The organism is Geodermatophilus sp. URMC 61 (assembly GCF_052931555.1).
The window spans coordinates 616,915-641,904 of record NZ_JBRFHZ010000002.1; the positions used below are offsets into that span (position 1 = coordinate 616,915).

Annotated in this window: 24 protein-coding genes, 1 tRNA gene and 1 pseudogene; 17 read left to right on the forward strand and 9 right to left on the reverse strand. The window is 74.9% G+C overall.

Annotated features, from left to right (window positions below):
• The first annotated feature begins 1 nt into the window (after position 1).
• Genes ACU610_RS02900 through ACU610_RS02910 form a run of 3 tightly spaced genes read left to right on the forward strand, consistent with a single transcriptional unit; the run spans position 2 to position 2,469 of the window.
• Positions 2–700 carry a phosphatase PAP2 family protein gene (locus ACU610_RS02900; protein WP_446766214.1) on the forward strand — a complete coding sequence of 233 codons (699 nt, stop codon included), beginning with the start codon at positions 2–4 and terminating at the stop codon, positions 698–700.
• Positions 697–1,242 (forward strand): pirin family protein, encoded by a 546-nt coding sequence (locus tag ACU610_RS02905; RefSeq protein WP_446766215.1) that lies wholly within the window; start codon positions 697–699, stop codon positions 1,240–1,242. The genes ACU610_RS02900 and ACU610_RS02905 overlap by 4 nt, the downstream gene beginning before the upstream one ends.
• A 21-nt stretch (positions 1,243–1,263) precedes the next feature.
• On the forward strand, positions 1,264–2,469 hold the full coding sequence (locus ACU610_RS02910) for a M20 metallopeptidase family protein (RefSeq protein WP_446766216.1): 1,206 nt from the start codon (positions 1,264–1,266) through the stop codon (positions 2,467–2,469).
• 111 nt (positions 2,470–2,580) lie between these two features.
• Here the strand turns inward: ACU610_RS02910 and ACU610_RS02915 are convergent, their stop codons facing one another.
• The 3 genes and pseudogenes from ACU610_RS02915 to aceE all read right to left on the reverse strand — a co-directional run bounded on the left by ACU610_RS02915 (position 2,581) and on the right by aceE (position 6,413).
• Positions 2,581–2,742 (reverse strand): hypothetical protein, encoded by a 162-nt coding sequence (locus tag ACU610_RS02915; RefSeq protein ID WP_446770766.1) that lies wholly within the window; start codon positions 2,740–2,742, stop codon positions 2,581–2,583.
• 116 nt (positions 2,743–2,858) lie between these two features.
• Positions 2,859–3,503: pseudogene (locus ACU610_RS02920) on the reverse strand (FAD-dependent oxidoreductase); the annotation flags it as partial.
• Between the two features lie 96 nt (positions 3,504–3,599).
• Positions 3,600–6,413: a pyruvate dehydrogenase (acetyl-transferring), homodimeric type gene (aceE, locus tag ACU610_RS02925; protein ID WP_446766217.1), complete on the reverse strand. Its 2,814-nt coding sequence runs from the start codon at positions 6,411–6,413 to the stop codon at positions 3,600–3,602.
• A 348-nt stretch (positions 6,414–6,761) separates the two neighbouring features.
• On the opposite strand from aceE, the gene ACU610_RS02930 reads away from it, so the two are divergent.
• From ACU610_RS02930 to ACU610_RS02940, 3 genes are all read left to right on the forward strand, one after another.
• Positions 6,762–7,187 carry a DUF3052 domain-containing protein gene (locus ACU610_RS02930; RefSeq protein WP_012949524.1) on the forward strand — a complete coding sequence of 142 codons (426 nt, stop codon included), beginning with the start codon at positions 6,762–6,764 and terminating at the stop codon, positions 7,185–7,187.
• Positions 7,188–7,377: 190 nt separating this feature from the next.
• Positions 7,378–7,839 (forward strand): peroxiredoxin, encoded by a 462-nt coding sequence (locus tag ACU610_RS02935; protein WP_446766218.1) that lies wholly within the window; start codon positions 7,378–7,380, stop codon positions 7,837–7,839.
• Positions 7,840–7,915: 76 nt separating this feature from the next.
• Positions 7,916–7,987: transfer RNA gene (locus ACU610_RS02940), tRNA-Val, on the forward strand.
• Between the two features lie 46 nt (positions 7,988–8,033).
• Here the strand turns inward: ACU610_RS02940 and ACU610_RS02945 are convergent.
• Positions 8,034–8,186: a hypothetical protein gene (locus tag ACU610_RS02945; RefSeq protein ID WP_446766219.1), complete on the reverse strand. Its 153-nt coding sequence runs from the start codon at positions 8,184–8,186 to the stop codon at positions 8,034–8,036.
• 199 nt (positions 8,187–8,385) lie between these two features.
• On the opposite strand from ACU610_RS02945, the gene ACU610_RS02950 reads away from it, so the two are divergent.
• The 3 genes from ACU610_RS02950 to ACU610_RS02960 all read left to right on the forward strand — a co-directional run bounded on the left by ACU610_RS02950 (position 8,386) and on the right by ACU610_RS02960 (position 12,025).
• Positions 8,386–9,147 carry a hypothetical protein gene (locus tag ACU610_RS02950; protein ID WP_446766220.1) on the forward strand — a complete coding sequence of 254 codons (762 nt, stop codon included), beginning with the start codon at positions 8,386–8,388 and terminating at the stop codon, positions 9,145–9,147.
• A 709-nt stretch (positions 9,148–9,856) separates the two neighbouring features.
• The gene (locus ACU610_RS02955; protein WP_446766221.1) at positions 9,857–10,837 is read left to right on the forward strand and encodes an N-acetylmuramoyl-L-alanine amidase; all 981 of its coding nucleotides are present in this window, start codon (positions 9,857–9,859) and stop codon (positions 10,835–10,837) included.
• Positions 10,838–11,242: 405 nt separating this feature from the next.
• Positions 11,243–12,025 (forward strand): bestrophin-like domain, encoded by a 783-nt coding sequence (locus tag ACU610_RS02960; protein ID WP_446766222.1) that lies wholly within the window; start codon positions 11,243–11,245, stop codon positions 12,023–12,025.
• An 84-nt stretch (positions 12,026–12,109) separates the two neighbouring features.
• On the opposite strand, the gene ACU610_RS02965 is transcribed toward ACU610_RS02960, so the two are convergent.
• Positions 12,110–12,904, reverse strand: a complete 795-nt coding sequence (locus ACU610_RS02965; protein WP_446766223.1) for an esterase/lipase family protein — start codon at positions 12,902–12,904, stop codon at positions 12,110–12,112.
• A 184-nt stretch (positions 12,905–13,088) separates the two neighbouring features.
• Here ACU610_RS02965 and ACU610_RS02970 point away from each other — a divergent pair, with 184 nt between their 5' ends.
• Positions 13,089–14,003 carry an alpha/beta fold hydrolase gene (locus ACU610_RS02970; protein ID WP_446766224.1) on the forward strand — a complete coding sequence of 305 codons (915 nt, stop codon included), beginning with the start codon at positions 13,089–13,091 and terminating at the stop codon, positions 14,001–14,003.
• Between the two features lie 106 nt (positions 14,004–14,109).
• Here ACU610_RS02970 and ACU610_RS02975 read toward each other — a convergent pair whose 3' ends face one another.
• The 4 genes from ACU610_RS02975 to ACU610_RS02990 form a co-directional block, all read right to left on the reverse strand.
• Positions 14,110–15,108, reverse strand: coding sequence for an NAD-dependent epimerase/dehydratase family protein (locus tag ACU610_RS02975; protein ID WP_446766225.1), 999 nt, complete (start codon positions 15,106–15,108; stop codon positions 14,110–14,112).
• Positions 15,109–15,187: 79 nt separating this feature from the next.
• Positions 15,188–16,591, reverse strand: coding sequence for a WS/DGAT/MGAT family O-acyltransferase (locus ACU610_RS02980; RefSeq protein WP_446766226.1), 1,404 nt, complete (start codon positions 16,589–16,591; stop codon positions 15,188–15,190).
• Positions 16,592–16,729: 138 nt separating this feature from the next.
• The gene (locus ACU610_RS02985; RefSeq protein WP_446766227.1) at positions 16,730–17,644 is read right to left on the reverse strand and encodes an alpha/beta fold hydrolase; all 915 of its coding nucleotides are present in this window, start codon (positions 17,642–17,644) and stop codon (positions 16,730–16,732) included.
• 29 nt (positions 17,645–17,673) lie between these two features.
• The gene (locus ACU610_RS02990; RefSeq protein WP_446766228.1) at positions 17,674–19,623 is read right to left on the reverse strand and encodes an FUSC family protein; all 1,950 of its coding nucleotides are present in this window, start codon (positions 19,621–19,623) and stop codon (positions 17,674–17,676) included.
• Positions 19,624–19,680: 57 nt separating this feature from the next.
• Between ACU610_RS02990 and ACU610_RS02995 the strand changes: the two genes are divergently transcribed.
• From ACU610_RS02995 to ACU610_RS03025, 7 genes are all read left to right on the forward strand, one after another.
• Positions 19,681–20,241, forward strand: a complete 561-nt coding sequence (locus tag ACU610_RS02995) for a GNAT family N-acetyltransferase (protein ID WP_446766229.1) — start codon at positions 19,681–19,683, stop codon at positions 20,239–20,241.
• A gap of 23 nt (positions 20,242–20,264) precedes the next feature.
• Positions 20,265–21,674, forward strand: a complete 1,410-nt coding sequence (locus ACU610_RS03000; protein WP_446766230.1) for an NAD(P)/FAD-dependent oxidoreductase — start codon at positions 20,265–20,267, stop codon at positions 21,672–21,674.
• Between the two features lie 15 nt (positions 21,675–21,689).
• Complete coding sequence (locus tag ACU610_RS03005; RefSeq protein ID WP_446766231.1) at positions 21,690–22,511, forward strand: Nif3-like dinuclear metal center hexameric protein; 822 nt, start codon at positions 21,690–21,692, stop codon at positions 22,509–22,511.
• Positions 22,512–22,859: 348 nt separating this feature from the next.
• A complete protein-coding gene (locus tag ACU610_RS03010; protein WP_446766232.1) occupies positions 22,860–23,600 on the forward strand; it encodes a zinc ribbon domain-containing protein in 741 nt (246 codons plus the stop codon).
• Complete coding sequence (locus tag ACU610_RS03015) at positions 23,600–24,691, forward strand: bifunctional RNase H/acid phosphatase (RefSeq protein ID WP_446766233.1); 1,092 nt, start codon at positions 23,600–23,602, stop codon at positions 24,689–24,691. The genes ACU610_RS03010 and ACU610_RS03015 overlap by 1 nt, the downstream gene beginning before the upstream one ends.
• Positions 24,688–24,813 (forward strand): hypothetical protein, encoded by a 126-nt coding sequence (locus ACU610_RS03020; protein WP_446766234.1) that lies wholly within the window; start codon positions 24,688–24,690, stop codon positions 24,811–24,813. The genes ACU610_RS03015 and ACU610_RS03020 overlap by 4 nt, the downstream gene beginning before the upstream one ends.
• On the forward strand, positions 24,810–24,965 hold the full coding sequence (locus ACU610_RS03025; RefSeq protein ID WP_446766235.1) for a hypothetical protein: 156 nt from the start codon (positions 24,810–24,812) through the stop codon (positions 24,963–24,965). The genes ACU610_RS03020 and ACU610_RS03025 overlap by 4 nt, the downstream gene beginning before the upstream one ends.
• The last annotated feature ends 25 nt before the right edge of the window (positions 24,966–24,990 follow it).

Below are 24,990 nucleotides of genomic sequence, written 5' to 3' on the forward strand. Positions count from 1 at the left end.
GGTGCTGCAGCGGGACCCCCGGCGGACGACGGTCGCGCGGGCACTGGCGGCGGTCGGCGCGGGGATCGTGGTGCTGCTCGCCCTGGGCGTCGGGGTGCTGGCCGGCTGGGCGCCGCAGGTCCGGCTGGACGACGCGGTCAGCCGCGCGCTCTACGCCGGCGACGACCGTTCCGTGGCCATCGACGTGCTGCTGGAGGTGCTCACCACCCCCGGTGTCGTCTGGTTCCGGGTGGTCGTCTCGCTGCCCGTGCTGTTCTGGCTGGGCACCCGCAGGGCGTGGCGGACGGCGGGCTGGGTGGTGGCGGCCAACGTGCTGGTCGGCCCGGTGACCGCGTTGCTCAAGGAGGCGTTCGGGCGGGTGCGTCCGGCGTTCGAGAACGGCGGGGCCGGCTACGACACCCTGAGCTTCCCGAGCGGCCACTCCTCGGGCATCGCCACGCTCGTGACCGTCGCCCTGGTGTTGGCCTGGCCGCGGCTGACCGTCCGACACCGCCGGCTCGCCGTGGCGGGCGGGCTGGCCCTGGTCGTCCTGGTCGGGCTCACCCGGATGTGGCTGGGCGTGCACTTCCTCTCCGACGTCGTCGGCGGCTGGGCGCTGGGCGTGGCCTGGACGCTGCTGGTGGCGGTCGTCTTCGACGCGCTGCCCGGCGGCCGCGGCGCGCTCCCGCCCCGCGAGGAACCGAACAGGAGGACACCGTGACCCTGACCTCCGACGTCCTGCTGGAGCCCGACGACGGCTCGCTCGGCCCGCTGCTGCGCCTCGCCGACGACCGGCTGGCACCCGGCGCCGGTTACGGGCGGCACCCGCACCGTGCGGTCGACGTCGTCGCGGTGGTGCTGGCCGGCTCGCTGCGGCACACGTGGGGGAGCGGTGCGGTGCTGAACGCGGGGGACGTCGCCGTCCTGCGCGCCGGCACCGGGCTCGAGCACGACGAGGTCGCCGGGAACGACGGCGCACACGTCCTGCAGACCTACCTGCGCAGCGCCCGTCCGGGGGACGACGCCGCGCACGAGGTGCACCCGAACGCGGACGGCTGGGTGGACCTCGGCCGGCCCGACGCCCGGCTGTGGACCGAGACGGTGGAGGACGGGACGTCGGCGACCGTGCCACCCGGGCTGCTCGTGCTGGCCGGACCCCACGGCGTCCGCGTCGAGCAGCAGGCCGGTGGCCCCGTGTCCGGTCCCGCGACCGCGGTGGTCTGGCAGCTCGACGTCACCCGCCCGGCCTGGGCCCGCGACTAGCTCCTGGGGGAGAGTGGCGGCATGCCCATCCCCGCCGCGGACCTGCTGGCCGCCGCCCGTGCCGACGCCGACCGCACCGTGGACCTGCGTCGCAGGTTGCACCGCACCCCGGAGATCGGGCTGCACCTGCCGCGCACCCAGACCATCGTGCTCGAGGAGCTCGCCGGGCTGCCGGTGGAGGTGACGACCGGGACGGGCACGACCTCGGTGACCGGCGTGCTGCGCGGGGCCCACCCCGGGCCCACCTACCTGCTGCGCGCCGACCTCGACGCCCTGCCCGTGCACGAGGACAGCGGGCTGCCGTTCGCCTCCGAGGTGCCCGGCGCGATGCACGCCTGCGGGCACGACCTGCACACCGCGATGCTGCTGGGCGCCTCCCGGCTGCTCGCCGAGCGACGCGACGAGATCGCCGGACAGGTCGTGCTCATGCTGCAGCCGGGGGAGGAGGGCCTGCACGGGGCGCGGTACATGCTCGAGGAGGGGCTGCTGGACGCCGTCCCGGAGGCGCCGGTCGCCGGGGCGTTCGCGCTGCACGTGTTCGCCAACCAGCCCAGCGGCGTGGTCAGCGTGCGGCCCGGGCCGATGATGGCCGCCGCCGACCACTGGGAGGTCACCGTCCGTGGCCGGGGCGGGCACGCCTCGATGCCGCACGCGGCCGCCGACCCGGTGCCGGTGGCCGCGGAGATCGTGCTGGCGCTGCAGTCGATGGTCACCCGACGCGCCCCGGTGTTCGACCCGGCGGTGGTGACGGTGGCCAACCTGGTGGCCGGCTCCACCGACAACGTCATCCCGGACACCGCCTACCTGCAGGGGACGATCCGCACCCTCTCGCCCGAGCGGCGCACCGACGTCGTCGCCTCCGTGCGGCGGGTCGCCACGCACGTGGCCGCCGCGCACGACATGGAGATCGACTTCGTGCACCGGCAGGGCTACCCGGTCACGGTCAACGACCCGTCGGTGGCCGAGAGGGTGCTGGCGGTCGCGGGCGAGCTGGTCGCCCCGCAGCGCAGCGTCGTCGCCCCCGAGCCGCTCATGGGCGCGGAGGACTTCTCCTACGTGCTCCAGCGGGTGCCCGGCGCGATGGCCTTCCTCGGGGCGTGCCCGCCCGGTCAGGAGCCGGCGACCGCTCCGGGCAACCACTCGAACCTCGTCGTCTTCGACGAGGAGGTGCTGCCGACCGGCGCCGCCCTCTACGCCGCGATGGCGCTGGAGACCCTGACCGGCTGAGGCCCCGTCCAGGGCACCGCCCCGAGCCCTGACGGCCCCCTTGCAGGGTCCCGCCGCGAGCCTGCGAGTGGCGGGGGGCAAGGGGGTCCTCGGAGGGGAGGACGGGGTCCATCACCAGACCAGACCGACGACGTCGGCCGCGCAGCCCCAGGAGAGGGTGACGCCGGCGCCGCCGTGCCCGTAGCAGGCGACGACGGGCCGCCCGCCGACGTCCAGCCGTTCCAGCCGGACGGTGGGCCGGCCCGGCCGCAGCCCCACCGCCCGCGACAGCACCGGCTGTCCGCGCAGCTCGGGGACCAGTGCGCACGCCCGCTCCAGGATCGCGGCCTCGACCTGCGGATCGGGTCGCGGCCCGTGGCGCCGTCCACCGCCGTGCCGCCGCAGACGACGTCCCGCCCACGGGGGACGACGTAGGTGAGCCCGGCCGGGTTCTCGTCGTCCAGCACCCAGCCGGACAGGCCCGGGTCGGCCAGCCGGACCACCTGGCCCTGCACGGGCACGCAGGAGTCGTCGTCGAGGAGGCGCCCCGACGCCAGTCCCGCGGCCACCACCACGACGTCCCCGGTCACGTCGTCGAGCGCGGCGACCCGGCCGATCACGGTCTCCACCCCGGCCGAGGCGCACGCGCCGGCCAGCCAGGGCAGGTACCGGCCCGTGTCGACCACCGGCAGCGTGCAGCGGGTGCCGGCAGGGGCGCCGGGCGGGAGCTCCTCCGGGGTCGCCGGACGGACGTCGGGCACGCCGGGCGTCCACCAGAGGTCGGGTTCGGGCGTGCGGTGCACGAACGTGCCCGGCCGGAGCGTCACCCCGGTCGCCGGGTCGGCGGCCAGCCGGGTGAGGACCCCGAGCGAGGTGGCGCCCCACCGCAGGACCGCGTCCGCGGGCGCCGCTCGGTACGGGAACCAGATCGCGGCGGCCACCGCGGAGGTGGTCGCCGCGATCTGGTCGGCGGTGTGCAGCCGGACCCGGTGCCCGGCCCGTGCCAGCTCGAGCGCACAGGTCAGCCCGACCACCCCGCCGCCGATGACGGCCACCTCACGGTGACCGTCATCAGCAGCTGGCAGGACGGCGGCCCCGCTGCAGGGGGCCGCCGCGAGCTCGCGAGCGGTGGGGGGCAGCGGGGTCCTCTTTCAGGTCGCCGGGCTCGGGTCCGACCGCTCGTCCTCGGGCGCGGCCTGGACGTCGCGGACCTGGTACTTGTCCACCGCCTGGCGGACGACGTCCCGGTCGACCTCGCCGCGCTGGGCCAGCGAGGCCAGCACCCGGACGACGACGGACTCGGCGTCGACGTGGAAGTGCCGCCGCAGCGCCGGGCGGGTGTCGGAGAGCCCGAACCCGTCCGTGCCGAGCGTGGCCATCCCGCCGGGGACGTACGGCGCGATGAGGTCGGGCACGGCCCGCATCCAGTCCGACACCGCCACGACCGGGCCCGGGGCGTCGGCCAGCCGCTGGGTCACGTACGGGACCTGCGCCTCCTCCTCCGGGTGCAGCAGGTTGTGCTCCTCGGCCGCGTCGGCCTCCCGGCGCAGCTCGGTCCAGGAGGTCACCGACCACACGTCGGCCGAGACGCCCCAGTCGTTGGCCAGCAGCTCCTGTGCGCGCAGCGCCCACGGCACCGCGACGCCGGAGGCCAGGACCTGCGCCTTCGGGCCGTCCCCCTGGCCGGGCGCGTACAGGTACATGCCTGCCAGGAGGCCCTGCAGGTCGAGGCCCTCGGGCTCGGCCGGCTGGTTGTACGGCTCGTTGTAGACGGTCAGGTAGTACATGACGTCCGGCGAGCGGTGGCCGCCCAGCGGGCTCCCCGGGTCGTCGCCGTACATGCGCACCAGCGCGTCCTTCGTGATGTGCCCGACCTCGAAGGAGAACGCCGGGTCGTAGCAGACGACGCCCGGGTTCGTGTGCGCCAGCAGGAGCGAGTGCCCGTCCTCGTGCTGCAGACCCTCGCCGTTGAGCGTCGTCCGCCCGGCGGTGGCGCCGAGCAGGAAGCCGCGGGTCATCTGGTCGGCGGCCGCCCAGAAGGCGTCGCCGGTCCGCTGGAACCCGAACATCGAGTAGAAGATGTAGATCGGGATCATCGGCTCGCCGTGCGTGGAGTACGACGTGCCGACGGCGGTGAACGACGCCGCCGAGCCGGCCTCGTTGATGCCCTCGTGCAGGATCTGGCCCTGCTCGGACTCCTTGTAGGCCAGCATCAGCTCGCGGTCGACCGAGGTGTAGCGCTGGCCGTGCGGCGAGTAGATCTTCTGCGTCGGGAACAGCGAGTCCATGCCGAACGTGCGTGCCTCGTCGGGGATGACGGGCACGAGGCGCGGGCCGAGGTCCTTGTCCTTGAGCAGCTCCTTGAGCAGGCGGACGAACGCCATCGTCGTCGCCACCTCCTGCTTGCCCGAGCCGCGCCGCAGGACGTCGAGGGCCTTGTCCTCGGGCGCCTTGAGCGTCTTGAACTCCGCGCGGCGCCGCGGCACCGCCCCGCCCAGCTGCCGGCGCCGCTCGAGCATGTACTGCATCTCGTCGGAGTCCGGGGCGGGCTTGTAGTAGGGCGGCAGGGTCTTGTCCAGCGCCTCGTCGGGGATCGGCAGGTAGAGCCGGTCGCGGAACGCGGCGAGGTCCTCCGCGGTCAGCTTCTTCATCTGGTGGGTCGAGTTGCGGCCCTCGAAGTGGCTGCCCAGCGTCCAGCCCTTGATGGTCTTGGCGAGGATGACCGTGGGCTGGCCCTTGTGCTCCACCGCCGCCTTGAACGCCGCGTAGACCTTGCGGTAGTCGTGCCCGCCGCGGGAGAGCGCCCAGATCTCCTTGTCGCTCATGTCCTCCACGAGCTTGCGGGTGCGCGGGTCGCGGCCGAAGAAGTGCTCGCGGACGAAGGCGCCGTCCTCGGCCTTGTAGGTCTGGTAGTCGCCGTCCGGCGTCTGGTTCATGAGGTTGACCAGCGCGCCGTCGCGGTCGGCGGCCAGCAGCGGGTCCCACTCCCGGCCCCAGATCACCTTGATGACGTTCCACCCGGCGCCCCGGAAGAAGGACTCCAGCTCCTGGATGACCTTGCCGTTGCCGCGCACCGGCCCGTCGAGGCGCTGCAGGTTGCAGTTGATGACGAAGGTGAGGTTGTCCAGCTCCTCGCGCGCGGCCAGGCCGATGGCGCCGAGCGACTCGGGCTCGTCCATCTCGCCGTCGCCGAGGAACGCCCAGACGTGCTGGTCGGAGGTGTCCTTGATGCCGCGGGAGTGCAGGTAGCGGTTGAACCGCGCCTGGTAGATCGCGTTGATGGGGCCCAGGCCCATCGAGACGGTCGGGAACTCCCAGAACTCGGGCATGAGCCGCGGGTGCGGGTAGCTCGACAGCCCGCCGCCGGGGTGGCTGACCTCCTGACGGAAGCCGTCCATCTGCTGCTCGGTCAACCGGCCCTCGAGGAAGGCGCGGGCGTAGATGCCGGGGGAGGCGTGGCCCTGGAACCAGATCTGGTCGCCGCCGCCGGGGTGGTCCTTGCCGCGGAAGAAGTGGTTGAAGCCGACCTCGTAGAGCGAGGCGGAGGAGGCGTAGGAGGAGATGTGGCCGCCGACGGCGATCCCCGGCCGCTGCGCGCGGTGGACCATGATCGCGGCGTTCCACCGGATGTAGGCGCGGATGCGGCGCTCGACGTGCTCGTCACCGGGGAACCAGGGCTCCCGCTCGGGCGGGATGGTGTTGATGTAGTCGGTGCTGCGGAGACCGGGGACACCGACCTGCTGCTCGCGGCTGCGCTCCAGCATGCGGAGCATGAGGTAACGGGCCCGACCCCGACCGGCGTGGTCGATGACGGCGTCCAGCGACTCCAGCCACTCGCTGGTCTCGTCGGGGTCGGTGTCGACCAGCTGGCTGGGGAGGCCGTCGGTGATGACGGCGCGGGCCCGTCCGGTCTCGTTGCCGGCGTCGCGGGCGGGATCGCCGCCCGACTGCTGCGGAGCGCTCATGGCCACATCGTCCCCCGCGGGTGGGGTGCGCGTCACGCCGGTCGCCCACCTGGCGGGACGACGGCCGGTTCAGGCCGTTCCTCGACACACTTGCACCTGACCAGGCATGCCCTACGCTTTCCGCCTACGCCGACCGTGGCCTCGGACCACCGAGGCGGGGTGACCGGTGCGGACGGGAAGGGGTGACATGGCCGGGCTGCGGGAGAGGTCTCCCGCTGGTCGCGTCCTGCCCGCTCTCCCACCGCACCCCGCACCCCCGGCCGCGCGCCCCACCCCCACGACACCCCGCCGGCGCGGGCACGGACGTGCCCCCCGGTCCGCTTCGGAACCCATGGAGGAACAGCAGGGATGAGCGTCGACTCGGGCAGCGCCAGCATGGCGGCCCGGCTGGGCATCAAGCCGGGCATGGTCGTGCAGGAGCTCGGCTGGGACGAGGACGCCGACGAGGACCTGCGGGACTCCATCGTCGAGGTCTCCGGCAGCGAGATGGTCGACGAGGACACCGACGAGGTCGCCGACGTCGTGCTCCTGTGGTGGCGGGAGGACGACGGCGACCTGTTCGACGCCCTGACCGACGCGATCACGTCGCTCGCCGACGACGGCGTCGTGTGGCTGCTGGTGCCCAAGTCCGGCCGCCCGGGCCACGTCGAGCCCGGTGACGTCACCGAGGTCGCCCCGACCGCGGGTCTGTCGCAGACCAGCAGCGTCTCGGCGGCCAAGGACTGGTCCGGCATCCGCCTGGTCACCCCCAAGGCGGCGCGCAGCCGCCGCTGAGCAAGGGCCCCCTCGCCCCCACGGCTCGCGAGCTCGCGGCGGGCCCCTGCGAGGGGGCCTCCCTGCACGCACCGCATGCTCGGCGCGGGCCCTGAGGGGTGGCCGCTCCAGTAGGTCACCGGGCCGGCGGCGGGACCGTGCAGGAGGGCCGCCCGGACACCGCTCCGGACGGGTGGGGCACGATCGGCGCATGAGCCTCTCCGTCGGGGACGTCGCGCCCGAGTTCAGCCTGCCCGACCAGGACCGCCAGGTCGTGTCGCTGGCCGACCTGCGCGGGACGCCGGTCCTGCTGGTCTTCTACCCGTTCGCCTTCTCCCGGATCTGCACCGGTGAGCTGTGCCAGCTGCGCGACGAGCTGGCGACCTACACCGATGCGGGCGTGCGGGTGCTCGCGCTCAGCACCGACCCGGCCCCCACCCTCAAGGCGTGGCGCGAGCAGGAGGGCTTCGACTTCGCGCTGCTGTCGGACTTCTGGCCGCACGGCGCGGTCGCCCAGGCCTACGGCGTGTTCAACGACCGCGCCGGCATGGCCGTCCGCGGCACCTTCCTCGTCGACGCCGAGGGCCGCATCGTCTTCACCGAGGTCAACGGCCCGGGGGACGCCCGCGAGCAGTCCGGGTGGAAGGACGCGGTGGCCCAGCTGGCGGCGTGATCCTGCCGGTGGCGTGGCCGTGCTCCGGCCACGCCACCGCGGTCCCGTGCCCGGGGGCACCTACCCTGGGCGCGCGGGGCGCGTAGCTCAGCGGGAGAGCTCTCGCCTTACAAGCGAGCGGTCGCCGGTTCGATCCCGGCCGCGCCCACCTCCGCACCGTGACCAGGGCGTGCGCCCGGGAAGACGTGATCGACTCACCAGCACAGCGCTCCCCGGTATGCGGCGATCAGGACGGGGTGCTCGCCCCGGCGGACGCTGCGGACGCCGTCGTGGCCGAGCCGGTGCAGCGCTCCCAGCGCCGCTGGACCCCCGGAGATCTCCGGCCACAGGTCGACGTCGACGACCACCCGCGCACGACGACCAGGGTGCCCGGGGGTTCTCGACCACCCTGATCCGTGCACGGTCACGACGGCCGGAGGGGTTCCGGAACCGGCGCTCCGGGCCACACACTTCCTGCGCCGGCGACCGGGACCGGACCCCAGGAGGTGTCAGATGGTCACCGCCGCATCCGGACGTCGTTCGCGTCTCCGTCCCAGGCCTCCGCGGGTGCTGCTGGTCGCCGCGCTGCTGTCGGGCTTCCTCGTCCACCCGCTCGCGTCCCCGGCCCGGGCCGACACGATGTTCGGGCACGACATCTCCTGGCCCCAGTGCTCGGAGGCCGACGGCGGGTACGGCCTGCCGATGCCCCTGGAGTCGACCGACTTCGTGATCGTCGGCCTCACCCGCGGACTGGCGTTCACCGAGAACCCCTGCTTGGCCGACCAGGTGCGCTGGGCACGCGACCACGGCAAGCCCAGCCACGCCTACGCGATGGGTACGTTCCCCACGTCGTCACAGCTCTCGGCCCACGGCGACGAGGGGCCGTGGGACCCATCGACACGGGCAGGGCGACTCAGCAACGTCGGGTACGCCGCGGCGGACTTCGCCGCGGCCTCGATGGAACGCCTCGGTTGGCGCCCACCGAAGGTGTGGATCGACGTCGAGCCGCGGCCGGCCCAACCCTGGCCCACGGGGTCGGCGGTGCGTGGACAGGAGAACCGCTCCGTGCTCGAGGGGCTCATGCGGGGGCTGCAGGACAACGGCTTCGCCTACGGCCTGTACTCGTACGCCGCCGGGTGGCACGAGATCACCGGCGACTGGCAGCTCCCGGACGTCCCGGTGTGGGCGACGGCCGGGAGGCTGGACTACCCGGACGAGGCGCTCGACCGCTGCTCACAGCGGAGCTTCTCGGGTGGCCCGGTGCACATCGCACAGTGGTACGACGACACCCGCGACTACAACCGCACCTGCAGCGGGTTCTCCTTCTAGGGGAACCGCGGGCCGGCGAGGCGTTCGCAGGTGGGGACGTGGCGCTCGGGGGTCACCTCGACCACGTCGGCGGGCAGCTCCGGCGGCGGGGCGTCCTGCAGCTGTGGAGCCCGGGAGCGGCGAGCCACTGGGAGAGCCCGCCGTCGTCGAGGAGACCGTGCTGACCCGACGCCGTGGGATGGCACGCCGAGACGCGGGTCGGTCATGCCACCGTCGCGGGCCTCGACCCTCGCTCTGGGAGGAGCGTCGTCCTCGGTCGCGGCACCCCGGCGTTCCCTCGCCCGGACGCGGTCGAGGCGACGAGGTGAGCTCTGCTGCACGGGGACGATAGTGACGCTCGGTCACCCATGAGAGTCAGAGGGTGAGACTCTTCCGAGATCGATCAGCCTCCGTGAAAGGCGGTGTCCATTCGAACCATCCGGTTCCGGATGCGCGTGAAGCTGTACGGGTCGTACTCCGAGTGCTCCCCGTGATGGAGGACCCTCTCGTGCGCCGAATCCTCACCTGTGTCCCAGCCTTCCTCATCACCATCGCCCTCCTGGCTCCGCTGCCTTCCCGCGCCGCTCCCGCTGCTCCGCCGTCCCCGGTCAGGACGTCGACCTCCGTCATCCCCATGGGCTCCGTCACCGCACCCGCGCTCGGGGCCGAGGTCCAGGCCGAGGCGGGCGGCGAGGCTGCCGGGATGTCCGGAACTCGTCCCACGCTGTCCGTGAGCCGCACGGGAACGGAGGAGTTCTCGCTGCTCGGCGTCACCTGGGCCCACGACCCGGCCGTCACGGACACGGTGGTCCGCATCCGTGTCCTGTCCGTGACGGGAGCCTGGGGCGAGTGGTCGGAGGTCGACACGCAGGATCCCGGGCAGAACGCCACCGCGACGCCCGGGGCGCGCCTCCGCGGTGGGACGGAGCCGGTGTGGACGGGACCGAGCACGGGGGTCCAGGCGGAGGTCCTGACCCGCTCGGGGGCGCGCCCGAGCGACGTCCGGCTCGACCTGGTCGATCCCGGCAGCAGTGCGGCCGACGCCGTGGTCGCCGTACCGGCGCCGCAGGGCGGGGCCGAGTCGTCGCTGGCCGCGCCGGCGGTCCACTCTCGGGCGGAGTGGGGCGCGGACGAGGGGATCCGCACCTGGGAGCCCGAGTACGCGCCGACCCTGGAAGCCGCGACGCTGCACCACACCACGGGCACGAGCGACTACACCGCCGCGCAGGTGCCCGCGATGATCCGGGCGATCTACCGATACCACGCGGTCAGCCGGGGATGGGGCGACATCGGCTACCACGTCATCGTCGACAAGTTCGGCCGGCTCTGGGAGGGCCGCTACGGCGGGCTGGCGAGCACCGTGATCGGTGCGCACGCCGGTGGCTTCAACACCGGCACATCCGGCGTGTCCATGCTCGGTGACTACGACCGGGTCGACACCACTGCACCCATGGTCGACGCAGTCGCGGCGTTCATCGCGTGGAAGTTCGCGGCCTTCGACATCCAACCGACGGCCAGCACCACGCTCACCTCCGCAGGCGGTGGGACCTCCCGCTACGCCACCGGCGCCGAGGTGACCGTGCCGACCGTGTTCGCCCACCGGGACGTCGGCCGCACCGAATGCCCGGGTGATCACGGCTACGCCCGGATGGGGGAGATCCGTGCCAAGGTCGCGCAACGGCTCGCGAGCGCCCGGTCCTGGAGTGGGTGACGCCGCAGGCACCGCCGTGACGTCGGCCGGATGACGCTCGGCGGCGGTGCCCGCGCAGTCACCGGACCGCTGCCTGCCCGGCACGGCTGTTGACCTGCGCCCCGTTGACGCGAGCCCTGCGCGCACGCGCGCGGACGCCGGTTCGATCCCGGCCGCGCCCACCATCGCACTGGCCAGGCGCTCGCCTCGGCCGGCCCTGACGGGACCGTGCCGCTCCGGGAGTCGCCCGACCCCGTCACGTCACCCTGGTCCCAGGACTGGACCAGGGTGAACCCGGCCGCCCGGCCCTGGACGCGCGGTGCCGGGCCCCGCCACACTCCCGTGGTCCGTCGTCTGCCCAGCTGGGGGCGTGCGTCGCCGGAGCCGCACGACGAGCCCAGTCCTACGCTGCCCCGGGAGGCCCGCGTGGCCGACGCCGTGCTCGACGTGCCGAGCTGGGTCGTCGCACTCCTGCTCGTGGTGGTCATGCCCGGGCTGGTGCTGCTCCTGCAGTGGGGGATCCGGCGCCGGTGGCCGGCCCTGGCCGAGGGCGACCACAACGAGGTGGTCGGCTTCATCATCGCGGTGGTCGGCGTCATCTACGCCGTCCTGCTCGCGTTCGTCGTGATCGTCGCGTGGGAGAACTACGACTCCGCGGAACGGATCGTCGGGCAGGAGGCGAGCACCCTGCGCGGCCTCTACCGGGAGAGCGCGGCCTTCCCGGCGGAGACGCGGGAGGAGCTGCGCGACCTGGTCCAGCAGTACGCGGGCGAGGTCGTCGAGCTGGAGTGGCCGGCGATGTCCGAGGGCGTCCCGGGGGACCCTCGAGCGGGTGCCGTCTTCGACGAGATGGCGGACGTCCTCGCCGGGGTCCAGGTCACGACGCCGGCCCAGGAGGAGTTCGTGGGCGCCGAGGCCGAACGGCTCAGCCAGCTGGTCGGCCTGCGCAGTCAGCGCCTCGACTACGTGGACCGGACGATCCCCGGCGTCCTGTGGACGGCGCTGATCGTGGGCGGGGTCGTGACCATCGGCTTCGCGCTGCTGTTCGGGCTCCAGCGGGCCGTGCTGCACTCCCTGATGCTGGGCAGCCTGGCCGCGCTCATCGGCGTGCTGCTGTTCGTGGCCGTCGAGATGGACCGCCCGTTCGCCGGGGGCGTCGCGATCGAGCCCGAACCCTTCGAGCGGGTGCTGGTCGACTTCAGCGGCTGAGCAGCGGAGGGGCGGTCGCGGGTCCGATCCGGCCGCGATCGCCCCTCCGGCCCACGTGCACGCGGTCGAGGTGCCGGGGCCGGCTCAGGCCGCGGCGGCCTCGTCGGCCAGCGGCGTCGGGACGTCGGGACGCGGGAAGGCCGGGCGCAGGAACACCGGCGGCCGGAACGGCCGCCAGGTGCCCTCGGGCTGGGCGAGCCGGTCGGCGATCGCCCACAGCGCCGCCGGGTGGTGGCCCAGCCCCAGGTGGCTGGCCATGACGGCGATGTTCTCGCTCCGCTCGCCGGGGGTGTCCAGGCAGGTCTGCCAGTGCACGATGCCGTCGAAGTGCGAGTAGATCGACGTCGACGGGACCGGCATGGGCTGGCCGACCGGCTCCAACGGCAGGGAGCGGTGCTCGACGTGCAGGTGCGCGTAGCTGTCGAAGACCCGCGAGGCCCGGCTCTGGGTGTGCCGGGTGAGCCGGAACGGGCTGCCCAGGGTGATCACCTGGCGCACCGAGTCCGGCGTCCGGCGGGCCAGGTCGCGGGCGAAGATGCCGCCCAGGCTCCAGCCGACCAGGGACAGCGGCCGGCCGTAGCGGTCGCTGAGGTCGTCGATGCGGTCGCGCATCCCGGCCACGCAGGCGGCGGTGGGGCCGATGTTGCGACCGAGTTGCCAGCCGTGGACGCGGTAGCCCAGCCGGCGCAGCGTCGCGCGCAGCACCCGCGTCGACGCGTCGTCGGCCATCAGCCCCGGCAGCACGAGCACCGGGTGCCCGTCGCCGTGCGGCAGCCGCGGCATCAGCGGCCGCGCCGCCAGGTACAGGCCGAAGTCGGCCATCGCCCGGCCCGGCTCGCTCAGGTACAGCGGCAGCGCCGGTCCATCGCCTCGCGTCACGTCGTCCTCCTCGTCAGCCGGCCTCCGTGGGCGGCCCGCCCCGCAGGTACCACCGGGTACTGCTCCTGACACACGCGAGCGGTACCTGATACACCCATCGGCAGTCTCGCTGTGCCGTGTGACACGTCGCGTCGACCCGAGCCCGGGGGCGGGGACGGTGATCCGGGCGTGGCACGGTACGGACATGGACGCCGAGACCGACGCCGGGGGCACCCCCGGGCACAGCCGCACCGTGGACATCGACGGCCCGGTGCACCACGTCGACTTCGGCGGCCGGGAGGACGGACCGACCGTCGTCCTGGTGCACGGTCTGGGCGGCTCGCACCTCAACTGGGACCTGTTCGCCCCGCTGCTCACGCCGCACGCGCGGGTGCACGCCCTGGACCTGCCCGGCTTCGGCCGCAGCGAGCCGGGGGAGCGGACGGCCAACGTGCGCGACAACGTGGTGGTCCTCGACCGCTTCGTCCGCGAGGTGACCGGCGGGCCGGTGGTGCTCGTCGGCAACTCGATGGGCGGCATGGTCTCAGTGCTAGAGGCGCAGCGCTCGCCGGCGAAGGTCAGCGGCCTGGTGCTGGTCGACCCCGCGCTGCCCGGGCCGCGGGGGCGTCCGGACCCCCGGGTCGCGGCGGCGTTCGGGCTCTACGCCCTGCCCGGCGCGGGAGTGCGCTACCTGGCCGGGCGTCGCCGGAAGCTCGGCGCGCGGGGCACGGTCCGCGAGATGCTCGTGCTGTGCGGGGTCGACCCCGACGCCGTCCCACCGGCGCTCATCGACCGCTCGGTCGCGCTGGTCGACGAGCGGCGGGACGTCGCCGGCATGGACCGCGCCTTCCTCACCGCGGCCCGCTCGCTGCTCCTGCTCCTGGCCGACCCGCGGTTGGTGCGCCGCGCGATGGCCGGCGTGCAGGTGCCGGTGCTGCTCGTGCACGGCGACCGCGACCGGCTGGTGCCGGTGTCGGTGGCGCGTGACGTCGCCCGGCGGCACCCGGACTGGCGCTACGTCGAGCTGCCGGGCGTCGGGCACGTGCCGCAGCTGCAGTGCCCGGAGGTACTGGCCGAGCACGTCCTGGCCTGGCTGCCGTCGGTGACGCGGGTGCCCTGAGGCCCCTCCACGGCACCCGGCCCCGTCCCGAGGCTCGCCGGGAGCTTGCGAGCGGTGAGGACGGGGCCCCTCTACGAGGCGTGCGGGGCACCGGGGTCCTTCCGCTTCAGGTCAGCGTCGCCCGCAGGGCCTCCCACCCCGTGTGCTGCGGCCGCCAGCCCAGCTTGGTCTTGGCCTTGGCGGTGTCCATGATGACCGGCCGGCTGAACGCCTCCACCCACTCGACGGCGGGCGGCAGGAACGGCACCCGGGACACCGCGCGGGCGGCCAGCTCGGCCGGCGCGGCCGGGACGGGCACGGGGAGCGCCCCGAACTCGCGCAGCACGTCGGCGGTGGTCAGGACGCCGTCCCCGGCGATGTTGTAGGCGCCGGCCGGACCGGCGCCCACGACGCACAGCTGCAGGGCGCTGCCGACGTCGTCCTCGTGGATGAACTGGAACCGCAGCTCCGGCGCGAGCACCGGCACGGGGACCGGCAGCCGCCGCGGGCGGCTGAACAGCGCCCGCCCGATCGGCGCGAGGGGGCCGGGCAGGACGTCCTTGGCGCCGATGGCGTGCGGGCCGAGCACGACCGGCGGGCGCAGCAGGTACAGCGCCAGGTCGGGGGTGGTGGCGGCCTCGGCGTCCAAGAGCTGCTCGAGCTCGGCCTTCTCCTGGCCGTAGAACAGCCGGGCGGCCGGGCGCACCGGCCAGTCCTCGGGGATCAGCTCGGGGTTGTCGGGGTGCCAGCCGTAGGCCGCCACCGACGAGGCGTAGACGAAGCGGCGGGCGCCGGCAGCCGCCGCGGCGCGGAAGACGTTGAGCGTGCCGTCGACGTTGATCGCCCGGGTCGTCTCGCGGGAGGCGTTGCCGGTGATGAGGAACGCCAGGTGCACGACGACGTCGGCGCCGGCGAAGGCCTCCTCCAGGGCCGCGGGGTCGCGGACGTCGCCGCGCCGGTACTCCATCTTCGTCCAACCCCGCTCTGCAGGGTCGAACGGCCGGCGGGCGATGCCGACGATGCGCTGCACGCGGTCGTCGGCCTGCAGGAGCGGGACGAGGCCGTTGCCGAAGGTCCCCGTGGGACCGGTGACGGCGACGGTGAGGTCGGACTCGAGAGCTGGCATCCCTCTACTCTTCCAACTGGCTGGCCCCGTCCCGGGTCCCGCCCTGAGCCTGCGCAGGGTGGGAGGACGGGGTCCTCCTTCAGGTCGCGGCGCTCGCGGGGCTGGCCTCCCGGGCGGCGGCGACCAGCTCGTCGATGCCGCGCCGGATGCCCCCGGAGAGGACGTCGACGTCGGGGAAGGCGTCGAAGTCGGCGTTGATGCCGAAGGTCATCGTGTTCAGGTAGGAGAAGATCCCGATCGACACGCGGGTGCCGCCGGCGATCGGCACGTAGGCGTGCGCCGAGCACATCCGGCGGCCCAGCACGTACAGCGGCACCCGCGGCCCCGGCACGTTGGTCGTCACGGCCTGGCACCACATCTGCCCGGCGGCCAGTGCGGCGCGCACGCCCATGGACAGCAGCGTCGGCGCCACGAAGTCGCCCATCGCGATGATCGAGCGGGCGTCGACGGCCTGCATGACCTTCTTGTGCTCGTCCATCTGCCGGCGCACCGAGGTCAGCCGGGCCACCGGGTCCGGCTCGCCGACGGGCAGGTCGACGAAGACGGCCGAGATCTGGTTGTCCAGCTGCCCGCGCTGGTCGGCCTGGCGCACCGAGATCGGCACCATCGAGCGCACGACCAGCCCCTGGCGCAGCGAGCCGCGCCGCTCCAGCAGGTCGCGGAAGCCGCGGGTGATGGCCGCGAGGACGACGTCGTTGACGGTGCCGCCCAACGCCGTCCGGACGCCCTTGAGCTCGTCGAACTCCGCGTCGGTCCAGGCCCAGCGCCGGTGCGGGCCGATCGGCCCGTTGAGCGAGCGGGCCGTCGGCGTGGCCAGCTGGCGGGCCACGGAGGGGACGCTGCCGGCCAGGGACCGGCCCATCTTGACGGCGTTGCGGCCCGCGCCCCGCACGCCGTCGGTACCGGACAGCCGGGTGAGCTCGCGCAGCGGGTGGGTGACGGCGTCCTGGACCGCCCCGGCGACCACCTCGAGGGACGACGGACTGCGCTGCGGCGTCCAGTCCTGCGGCTCGCCGTGCGTGGCGTCGGGTGTCAGGTCGAACATCAGCTGCATCAGGTCGGTCCCGGCGATGCCGTCGACCATGCAGTGGTGCACCTTGGAGATCAGCGCCCAGCGGCCGTTCTCCAGCCCCTCGACCAGCCACAGCTCCCACAGCGGCTTGGCCAGGTCCAGGCGCTGGCCGAGGACGCGACCGGCCAGGTTGCGCAGCTGCTCCTCGCCGCCCGGGCTCGGGACGGCGGTGTGCCGGACGTGGTACAGGATCTGGAAGTGCGGGTCGTCGACCCACAGCGGACGCCCCAGGTCCAACGGCACCCGGCGGACCCGCTGCCGGTAGCGCGGTACCAGGGGCAGCTTGCCCAGCAGCAGCCGCACGACGTCGCCGTAGGAGGGGGCCGGCCCCTCGAACACCGCCACCGAGCCCACGTGCAGCGGCGTGTCCTCGCTCTCCGCGTAGTAGAAACCGGCGTCGGTCGGGCTCATGCGGTCCACGGTCAGCTCCTCCCACCCCGCCTCGTGCGGCGGGCCATCGTCCCAGCTCCGCGGGGGCTCCCGGAACGCCGCCGCCCCCTCGGGGTGAGCCCTACCCGACCACGTGGCCGGGGTCACGTCCACCGGAGGTCAGGCCGCGCGCGCTCCTGCCTCCACGCGGTCGAGCAGCCGCAGGAACGCCGCGTCGACGATCGCGGTGCGGGTCAGGTTGACGCTGTGCCCGGCGCCGTCGATGACCACCAGCTCGGCCGAGGGTCCGATCTCCTCCGCGAGCCGCCGTCCGTGGGGCAGCGGGGTGAGCCGGTCGTGGGTGGCGGCGACGACGGTGACCGGCACCCGGCCGAGCACCGGCAGGGCGGCGTGCTCCTCGTGCTCGAGGAAGGTCGCGTAGAAGGCCATCGTGACCGGCAGCGGGGTCTCCTCCAGCAGGTCCTGCACCATCCGGACCTGCTCCGGGTCGGCGTCGTCCCTGCCGAACAGGTAGCGGCGGGTGTACCAGCGCCCGATCCGGGTGCCGCGGCGGCGGAAGCGCTCCAGCAGCGGCGCCCACAGCTGCAGCAGCCAGAGGTAGACCGGCAGCAGGTGCAGCGCACGCAGCACCCGGACGCCGAACCCGACCAGCCCGCCGCTCACCAGCCCGCCGGCGGAGGTGGCCAGCAGGAAGGCGCCGACGACGCGGGTGCCGAACAGCTCCGGGCGCTGCCGGGCCAGGGCCATGACGCTCATTCCACCCATCGAGTGGCCGGCCAGCACCACCGGCCCCTCGGGCACGACGGCGTCGAGCACCTGGCCCAGGTCGCGGCCGGTGCGGTCGATCGTCGCCCGGGTCAGCGGCGTCCAGCCGGAGCGGCCGTGCCCGCGCTGGTCCCACAGCACCAGCCGGGCGCGGCTGCGCAGGGCGTCGCGCTGCAGGTCCCACTCGCCGAGCCGGGCGGTGAAGCCGTGGCTGAGGACGACGGTCAGCGAGGCGTTCTCGATCCCGTCCACCTCGACGTGCAGGTCGACGCCGTCGTCGGTGCGGACGGTCAGCTCGCGAGGAGTCACCCGGCCATCCTCACCCGGGCGGCGCCGGCCTACTCGTCGGCGACGGCCGTGCCCGGACGGCGGCCGGGGGCGGCGTCGCGGACCAGCCGGCGGGCGGCGTCCACCTCGCGGGCGACCGGTGCCAGGACGCCGTCGGCGTGGATCTCGGCGTCGTCGGGCGGCCGGTGCGCCCGGATGTCGTCCTCCAGCTCCCGGATGGCGCGGCGGAGGACGGCGACCTGCGCCAGGTCGGGCGCCGGCTCGCCGTGCCGGGTGGCGATCACGGCCTCGGTCACGGCGTCCGACGTCCGTTCCAGCTGGACGATGACCGGCCAGAACGCGGCGGCGCGGGTGCTCACCGGCGGCGGCTCGGCCAGCCGGCGTTGCAGCTGGGTGTGCAGCTCGGTGAGCGCGCGGTAGCTGCGGCGGCGGGCGCGGCGCCGCTCGGTGGGGCTGCCGGTGAACGCCGCCTCGACGAACTCGTCCAGGGCGTGGGCGGCGTCGCGCAGCGCCTCGTCGAGGGGTGCCCGCCAGGTCTGCGGCCACAGCAGGTAGCCGAAGACCAGCACGATCGCGCAGCCGATGAGGGTGTCGAGCAGTCGCGCACCCACCAGGCCCGGGCCGCCGGGCAGGGCGATGTCCAGCAGCAGGATGATCACCGGCGTCTGGAAGACCGAGAACAGGCCGAAGTTGGCGCCGCGGGCCCACGGCAGCAGCGCGGCGGCCGCGGCCATGGCGACGAGCACCCACGCGGTGCGCGGCAGCACGGCCAGCAGCAGCGAGCCGAGGAGGACGCCGAGCAGCGTGCCCGCCCCGCGCTGCACGGCGCGGGTGAAGACCGACCCGAAGTCGGGCTTGAGCACGATCGCGACGGTGAGCAGCACCCAGTAGGGCCGCTCGATGGGCAGGTACTGGCGGGCGATCTCGGCGATCGTCATGCACAGCGCCAGGCGGACGGCGAAGCCGCGGGTGTCGGGGCTGCCCAGCGTGCGGTCGGCGACGTCGCGCAGGCGGCTGCGCCAGTCCGGTCGCGGCTGGGGGACCGCGGCGCCGGCCCGCTCCTCGGGGTCACCGACCACGTTCCACGCCAGCCGCAGTCCGTGGCGCACCGCGCGCCGGGTGGGCTCGCCCTCCTCCAGGGGCTCCGGCCGCTCCTCGGGCAGCTCCTCCCTCCCGGCCACCGCGGCCGCGAGGGCGTGCACCGCGCCGACGTCCTGCGGGTCGGCGGGCGACCCGGCGCGCGCCGTGGCGACCGTGCCCTCGACCAGCGGCGCCGCCGCGTTGAGGACCCCGGCCAGTTCGGAGAGCTCGCGGCTGCGCCCCGCGGTGCGGCTGCGCGAGCGGATGACCCGGTCGTAGGCGTCGTTGAGGGCGGTGGTCAGCTTCCGGCGCGCCTCCTCGGCCTGGGACGTCCCGGCCGCGGCGAGCAGCTCGCCGATGCGGGTGAAGACGGCGGCGACCGCCGTCCGGTCGGGGTCGTTGGGCTCGGTGGCGTACTGGACCAGCGTGGTGAGCGTCGCCCACGCCGTCCCGGCGACGAAGCAGCCGACCTCGGCCGCGGCGGACAGCGGGGTGACCAGGCCCGAGGCGAGGGCGGTGTAGACCAGCAGCTGCAGCGACCCGAGGGAGAGCGCGGCGTTGACCGCGCTGATGAACGCCGCCAGCGCGGCCGCGACCGCGACGACGACCACCGGCAGCCACCCGCCGCCGGACGCGAACTGCCCGAGTACCAGCCCGATGCCGCCGAAGACCGTGGCCGCGGCGGTGCGGCGCAGCCGGTCGCGCAGCGGGCCGCCCTGCGGGGCCAGGCTGCCGGCGAGCGCGCCGGTCGTGGCGAACACGCCCGCCCCGAGCACCGGGCCCGGCTCGATGCCGCCCTCGACCGCGACCGCCACGGCGAGGGGCGCGGGCACGGTCACGGCGAAGCGGACGACGTCCCGCCACGGCACCGGGGGCGGGGTCGTGCGCACCAGCTCCTCCAGCCAGGCCGGTGCACGCAACGCCCGCTCCGCCACGGGTCCTGAGCTTTCCATCCCCCGCTCTGCCAGGCTGCGCCCGTGACCGGTGTCGTCGTCCGGGTCGCCTCCGCCGCGGACCTCCTGGAGCTCCCCGCGGTCGAGGCGGCCGCCGACGAGCTGTTCCGGGCGCGGGGCGTGCTGGACCTGCCGGCGCCCGCCCCGGCCGCGGTGCGGGCCCAGGCGTGGCGGGTGCTGGTGGCCGGGCGGCCGGTGCAGGGGTTCGCCGTCCTGGAGCGGGTGGACGGTGACGTGCACCTGGAGCAGCTGTCGGTGCAACCGTCGGCGATGCGGCGAGGCATCGGGGCGGCGCTGCTCGAGGCCGCGGTGTCCGAGGCCCGGGTGGCCGGCGCTCGACGGGTCACGCTGCTCACGTACGCCGACGTGCCGTGGAACGGGCCCTGGTACGCCCGGCACGGATGGCGGGGAACCGACGACCTGGGGCCGGAGCTGCAGGCGCTCGCCGCGCACGAGGCGGAACTCGGCCTCACCCGGCACGGCCGCCGCGTCGCCATGGCCCGGCCCGTGGACGACGCGATCAGCGGGTCGGTGTATCAGGCGGGGCGGGTTCGGCATCCGGGTGTCCAGGAGCCGCCGCGGTAGGGCGGCGGGACCTGGAGGTCGGGATGACCGTGCCCACCACCGGCCGGGACGGCACCGCCGTCGTCATCGGGGCGGGCATCGCCGGGTTGCTCGCGGCCCGCGTGCTCGCCGAGTCCGTCGGCCGGGTCGTCGTGCTGGACCGCGACACCCTGCCCGAGGACGCCGTTCCGCGGGGTGGCGCTCCGCAGTCCGCGCACGCGCACGCGCTGCTGTCCCGGGGTCTGCGTGCCCTCGAGGAGCTGTTGCCGGGACTGACCGCCGAGCTCGAGGCGCACGGAGCCCTGCCCGGGGACCCGCAGGAGGTCTTCCGCTGGATCACCGACGGTCGGTCGATGACCCCCGGCCGCTCCGGCCTGCGCACGCTGATGGTCAGCCGGCCGCTGCTCGAGCGGGAGGTGCGCCGCCGGGTCCTGGCCGACCCCCGCACCAGCGTCCAGGAGCGGGTCGACGTCCGCGCCCTGCTGCACGACGGCTCGGGCCGGGTCACGGGGGTCACCGCGGTGGACCGGGACGACCCGACCGACGAGCCGCGCCGGTGGGACGCCGGGCTCGTCGTCGACGCTTCCGGCCGGCGGTCCCGGGCGTCGGCGTGGCTGTCCGAGCTCGGCTTCGCACCGCCCGGTGAGGAGCGGGTGCAGGTCGACCTCACCTACGCCACCCGCCAGTACCGGCGGGACCCCGCCGACGTCGACGGCGCCCTGGGGGTCGTCGTCAACGCCTCCCCGGACACCCAGCGGGGCGGTGGCCTGTTCGCGCAGGAGGGCGACCGGTGGGTCTGCACCCTCGCCGGTCTCTTCGGCGACCGGCCGCCGATCGACCCCGACGGCTTCGAGGCCTACGCCGCGACCCTCTGCTCGCCGCTCCTGCACGACGTGATTACCTCCAGCGTCCCGCTCGACGAGCCGCGGCGGTTCCGGTTCCCGGCGTCGGTCCGCCGGCGGTACGAGCGGCTGGCGCGCTCGCCGCGGGGGCTGCTGGTCATCGGCGACGCGGTCTGCAGCTTCGACCCCGTCTACGGCCAGGGGATGACCGTGGCCGCCCTGGAGGCCCTCGTGCTGGGGGACGTCCTCCGCCGGGGGGTGGACCGGCCCTCCCTGGCCCAGGACTTCTGGCGGGACTGCGCGTCGGTCGTCGACGTCCCCTGGCAGATGTCCATCGGCGGCACCACGCGACTGCCCGGCTACCGCGGTCGGGTCGACCGGAGGACCCGGATGGTGAACGCGTACATGGCCACGCTGCAGCGCTCGATGGCGGTCGACCCCGCGATCAGGACGGCGTTCGTGCGGGTCGCCCAGCTCGAGGCGCCGCCGTCCACCCTGTTGTCCCCGTCGGTGCTGGCCCGGGTCGTGCGGGCGTCGCGCCGTCCGCGGGGAGACGTGCCGGGCCCCCGGGCGCCGGCCGGGGCCCGACCCTCACCGACGGCTGCCGGCTGACCTACAGTCCGGCCGGTGACCGTGACCCTGGGGGAGGTCGTCGCCGCACTGGAGGCGCGCTACGACCCCGCGCTGGCCGAGGACTGGGACGCCGTCGGGCTCGTCTGCGGCGATCCGGACGAACCGGTGGAGAGGGTGCTGTTCGCCGTCGACCCGGTGGCCACCGTCGTCGACGAGGTCGTCGAGACCGGCGCCCAGCTGCTGGTCACCCACCACCCGCTGTTCCTGACCGCGGTCCACGGCGTCCCGGCCCACGACCCCAAGGGCCGCCTGGTGCACCGCCTGGTCCGGGCCGGCGCCGGCCTGTTCGTCGCGCACACCAACGCCGACCGGGCGCCCGACTCCGGCGTGAACGACGCCCTCGCCGCCGCGCTCGGCCTCATCGGCACCCGTCCGCTCCAGCCCTCCGCCACCGATCCCCGCGCCGGGCTCGGACGCGTCGGACGACTCCCCGAGCCGGTCACCCTCGCGGGGTTCGCCGAACGCGTGGCCGCAACGCTGCCCGCGACCGTCGGTGGCGTCCGCGCGGCCGGCGACCCGGGACGCCGCATCGAGACCGTCGCCGTCTGCGGCGGCAGTGGCGGCTCGCTCCTACCCGCCGCCGCGGCCGCCGGTGCCGACGTCCTCCTGACCAGCGACCTGCGGCACCACCCGGTGTCCGAGGCGCAGGAGATCCCCGGCCCGGCGGTGTGTGACGTGGCGCACTTCGCCTCCGAGTGGCCCTGGCTGCCGGTCGCGGCCGACGTCCTGTCGCACGACCTGTCCGGTCGGGTGGAGGTGGCCGTCTCCACGCGGCGCACCGACCCGTGGACGGCGCACGCCGGGGTCGGCCGCTGACCCGGCCGTCGCCCGCGGCCGGTCGACCCCGCTCGGCCTGGACCCGGGGTCGAGCGGCTACGCCGCCTTCCTCACCCCTGCTGGTCGCTGTCGCCGTCACGCTGGCCCCCCGGGCGGCCGAGGTGGCCGAGGGCGTCGACGGGACGGCGGAGACCGACGACACCGCCGAGCGAGAGGACCCGACCTCCCGCGCTGCCCGACCCACGGGAGTCCGCACCGCCGGGAGCGGCAGGGGAGCACCCGAGCCGCAGGTGGTGGAAGGACCCCCGTGCCCCCACCGCTCGCGCGCTCGCGGCGGGACCCTGCACGGGGGCCGGGGCCGGGGCGGTGCCCCGGTAGGTTGGACGGGTGAAGGCCGACCACTTCGACCAGCAGAAGCTGCTGGCCCTCGCCGCCGAGGACGTCGCCCTGGGTCAGCTGGCCCACCGCCGGCGCACCCTCCCGGAGAATGCCGCGGTCGAGGCCGCGGCCGAGTCGGAACGGGAGCTGGCCGCCGCCGCGGTGCGCGCCGAGACCGAGGTGCGCGACCTGCAGCGGGAGGTCAAGCGGCTCGAGGGGGACGTCGAGACGGTGCGCGCGCGGGCGGCCCGCGACCAGGGGTTGTTGGACTCCGGCAGCGTCTCGGCCAAGCAGATGACCGACCTGCAGCACGAGATGCAGTCGCTGGCGCGGCGGCAGACGGACCTGGAGGACCAGGAGCTCGAGCTCATGGAGCAGCTCGAGACCGCGGAGGCCGCCCTCGCCGAGGCGCGGCGGGGGCAGGAGACGGCGCAGGCCGAGCTGGAGCGTGCCCGGAAGCTGCGCGACGACGCCCTGGCCGACATCGCCGACGGGACGGCGCAGCACGAGGCCGCCCGCACCGAGGCCGCCGCCCGCATCCCCGCCGACCTGCTGGCCCTCTACGAGCGGATCCGCACCCAGACCGGCGGTACCGGCGCGGCGGTGCTCAAGGCGCGCCAGTGCCAGGGCTGCCGCATCGAGCTGTTCGGGAAGGAGCTCGCCACCGTGCGCAACGCCGACCCCCACGAGGTGGTCCGGTGCGACAACTGCGGCCGGATCCTCGTGCGCACCGCTGAGTCGGGCCTCTGATGCGCAGGCTGATCGTCGAGGCCGACGGCGGCTCGCGCGGCAACCCCGGCCCGGCCGGCTACGGCGCTCTCGTGCGGGACGCGGCGACCGGGAAGGTGCTGGCGGAGCGGGCGGAGTCCGTCGGCCGGGCGACCAACAACGTCGCCGAGTACGGCGGCCTCGTCGCCGGGCTGCAGGCCGCGCTCGACCTCGACCCGACCGCCGACGTCGAGGTGCGGATGGACTCCAAGCTCGTCGTCGAGCAGATGTCGGGTCGCTGGAAGGTCAAGCACCCCGACATGCAGAAGCTGGCGCTGCAGGCCCAGCAGATCGCCCGGCAGCTGGGCGGCGTCCGCTACACCTGGGTGCCCCGCGCGCAGAACGGCGCCGCCGATGCGCTGGCCAACAGCGCGATGGACGGCCGGCCGGTGCACCGCGACGCCGCCGCCGAGCCCACCACCGCGGAGGACGACGTCCAGCCGGTGACCCCCCGCGCGCCCGCCGTCACCACCGTCACGCACCTGCTGCGACACGGCCGGACCGAGCACACGCCGGAACGTCGGTACAGCGGCCGCAACGACCTGCCGCTCTCGGCGATCGGCCGCGCCGAGGCCGAGGCGTCGGCGAAACGGGCGCAGGAGCTCGGGATCGACGTCGTCGTGGCCTCTCCGCTGCGCCGCACCCGGGAGACCGCCGAGGTGGTCGGCGCGGTGCTCGGGCTGCCGGTGCAGTACGACGACGACCTGGTCGAGCTCGACTTCGGCGACTTCGAGGGCCTCACCGCCGAGGAGGCGAAGCAGCGGCACCCGCTGGCCGCGCGCCGGTTCGCCGAGGAGACCACGGTCACGGCACCCGGCGGGGAGTCGGTCGCCGACGTCAGCGAGCGGGTCACCCGCGCACGGGCCCGCATCCTGCGCGCGCACGCCGGGAAGACGGTGCTCGTCATCTCCCACGTCACGCCGATCAAGCTGCTGCTCGCCGCCGGCCTCGACGTGCCCGACGACGTCGTCCACCGGGTGTTCCTCGAGGCGGCGTCCCTGAGCACCGTCGCGTGGCGCTCCGACGGGCGGGCCGCCGTCCGCCTCGTCAACGACACCGGCCACCTCCGGTGACGACGGACCCCGTCCTCCCCGGCGTGCGCAGCGCGACCGGGCAGGCCAGGGCCTCGGCCGGTGACCGTGGCGTCTCGGTGGCGGCCGGGGACGTCGGCGGCCAGGCGTTCTCCGAGGGGTGATCGACCGGGTGGCGCTCCACCGGGTGCCCGTCGTGCTGGGCCCGGGCCGGGCGTTCCTCGGCTCCGGCGGCCCGGCCGAGGTGCTCTCCGAGGACCCGCGGGTCGTCGAGGGCCCGCGGGTCACCCACCTCCTCCACGTCGCCCGGCGGTGACGGGGAAGGGCGGACGCGAGGACGG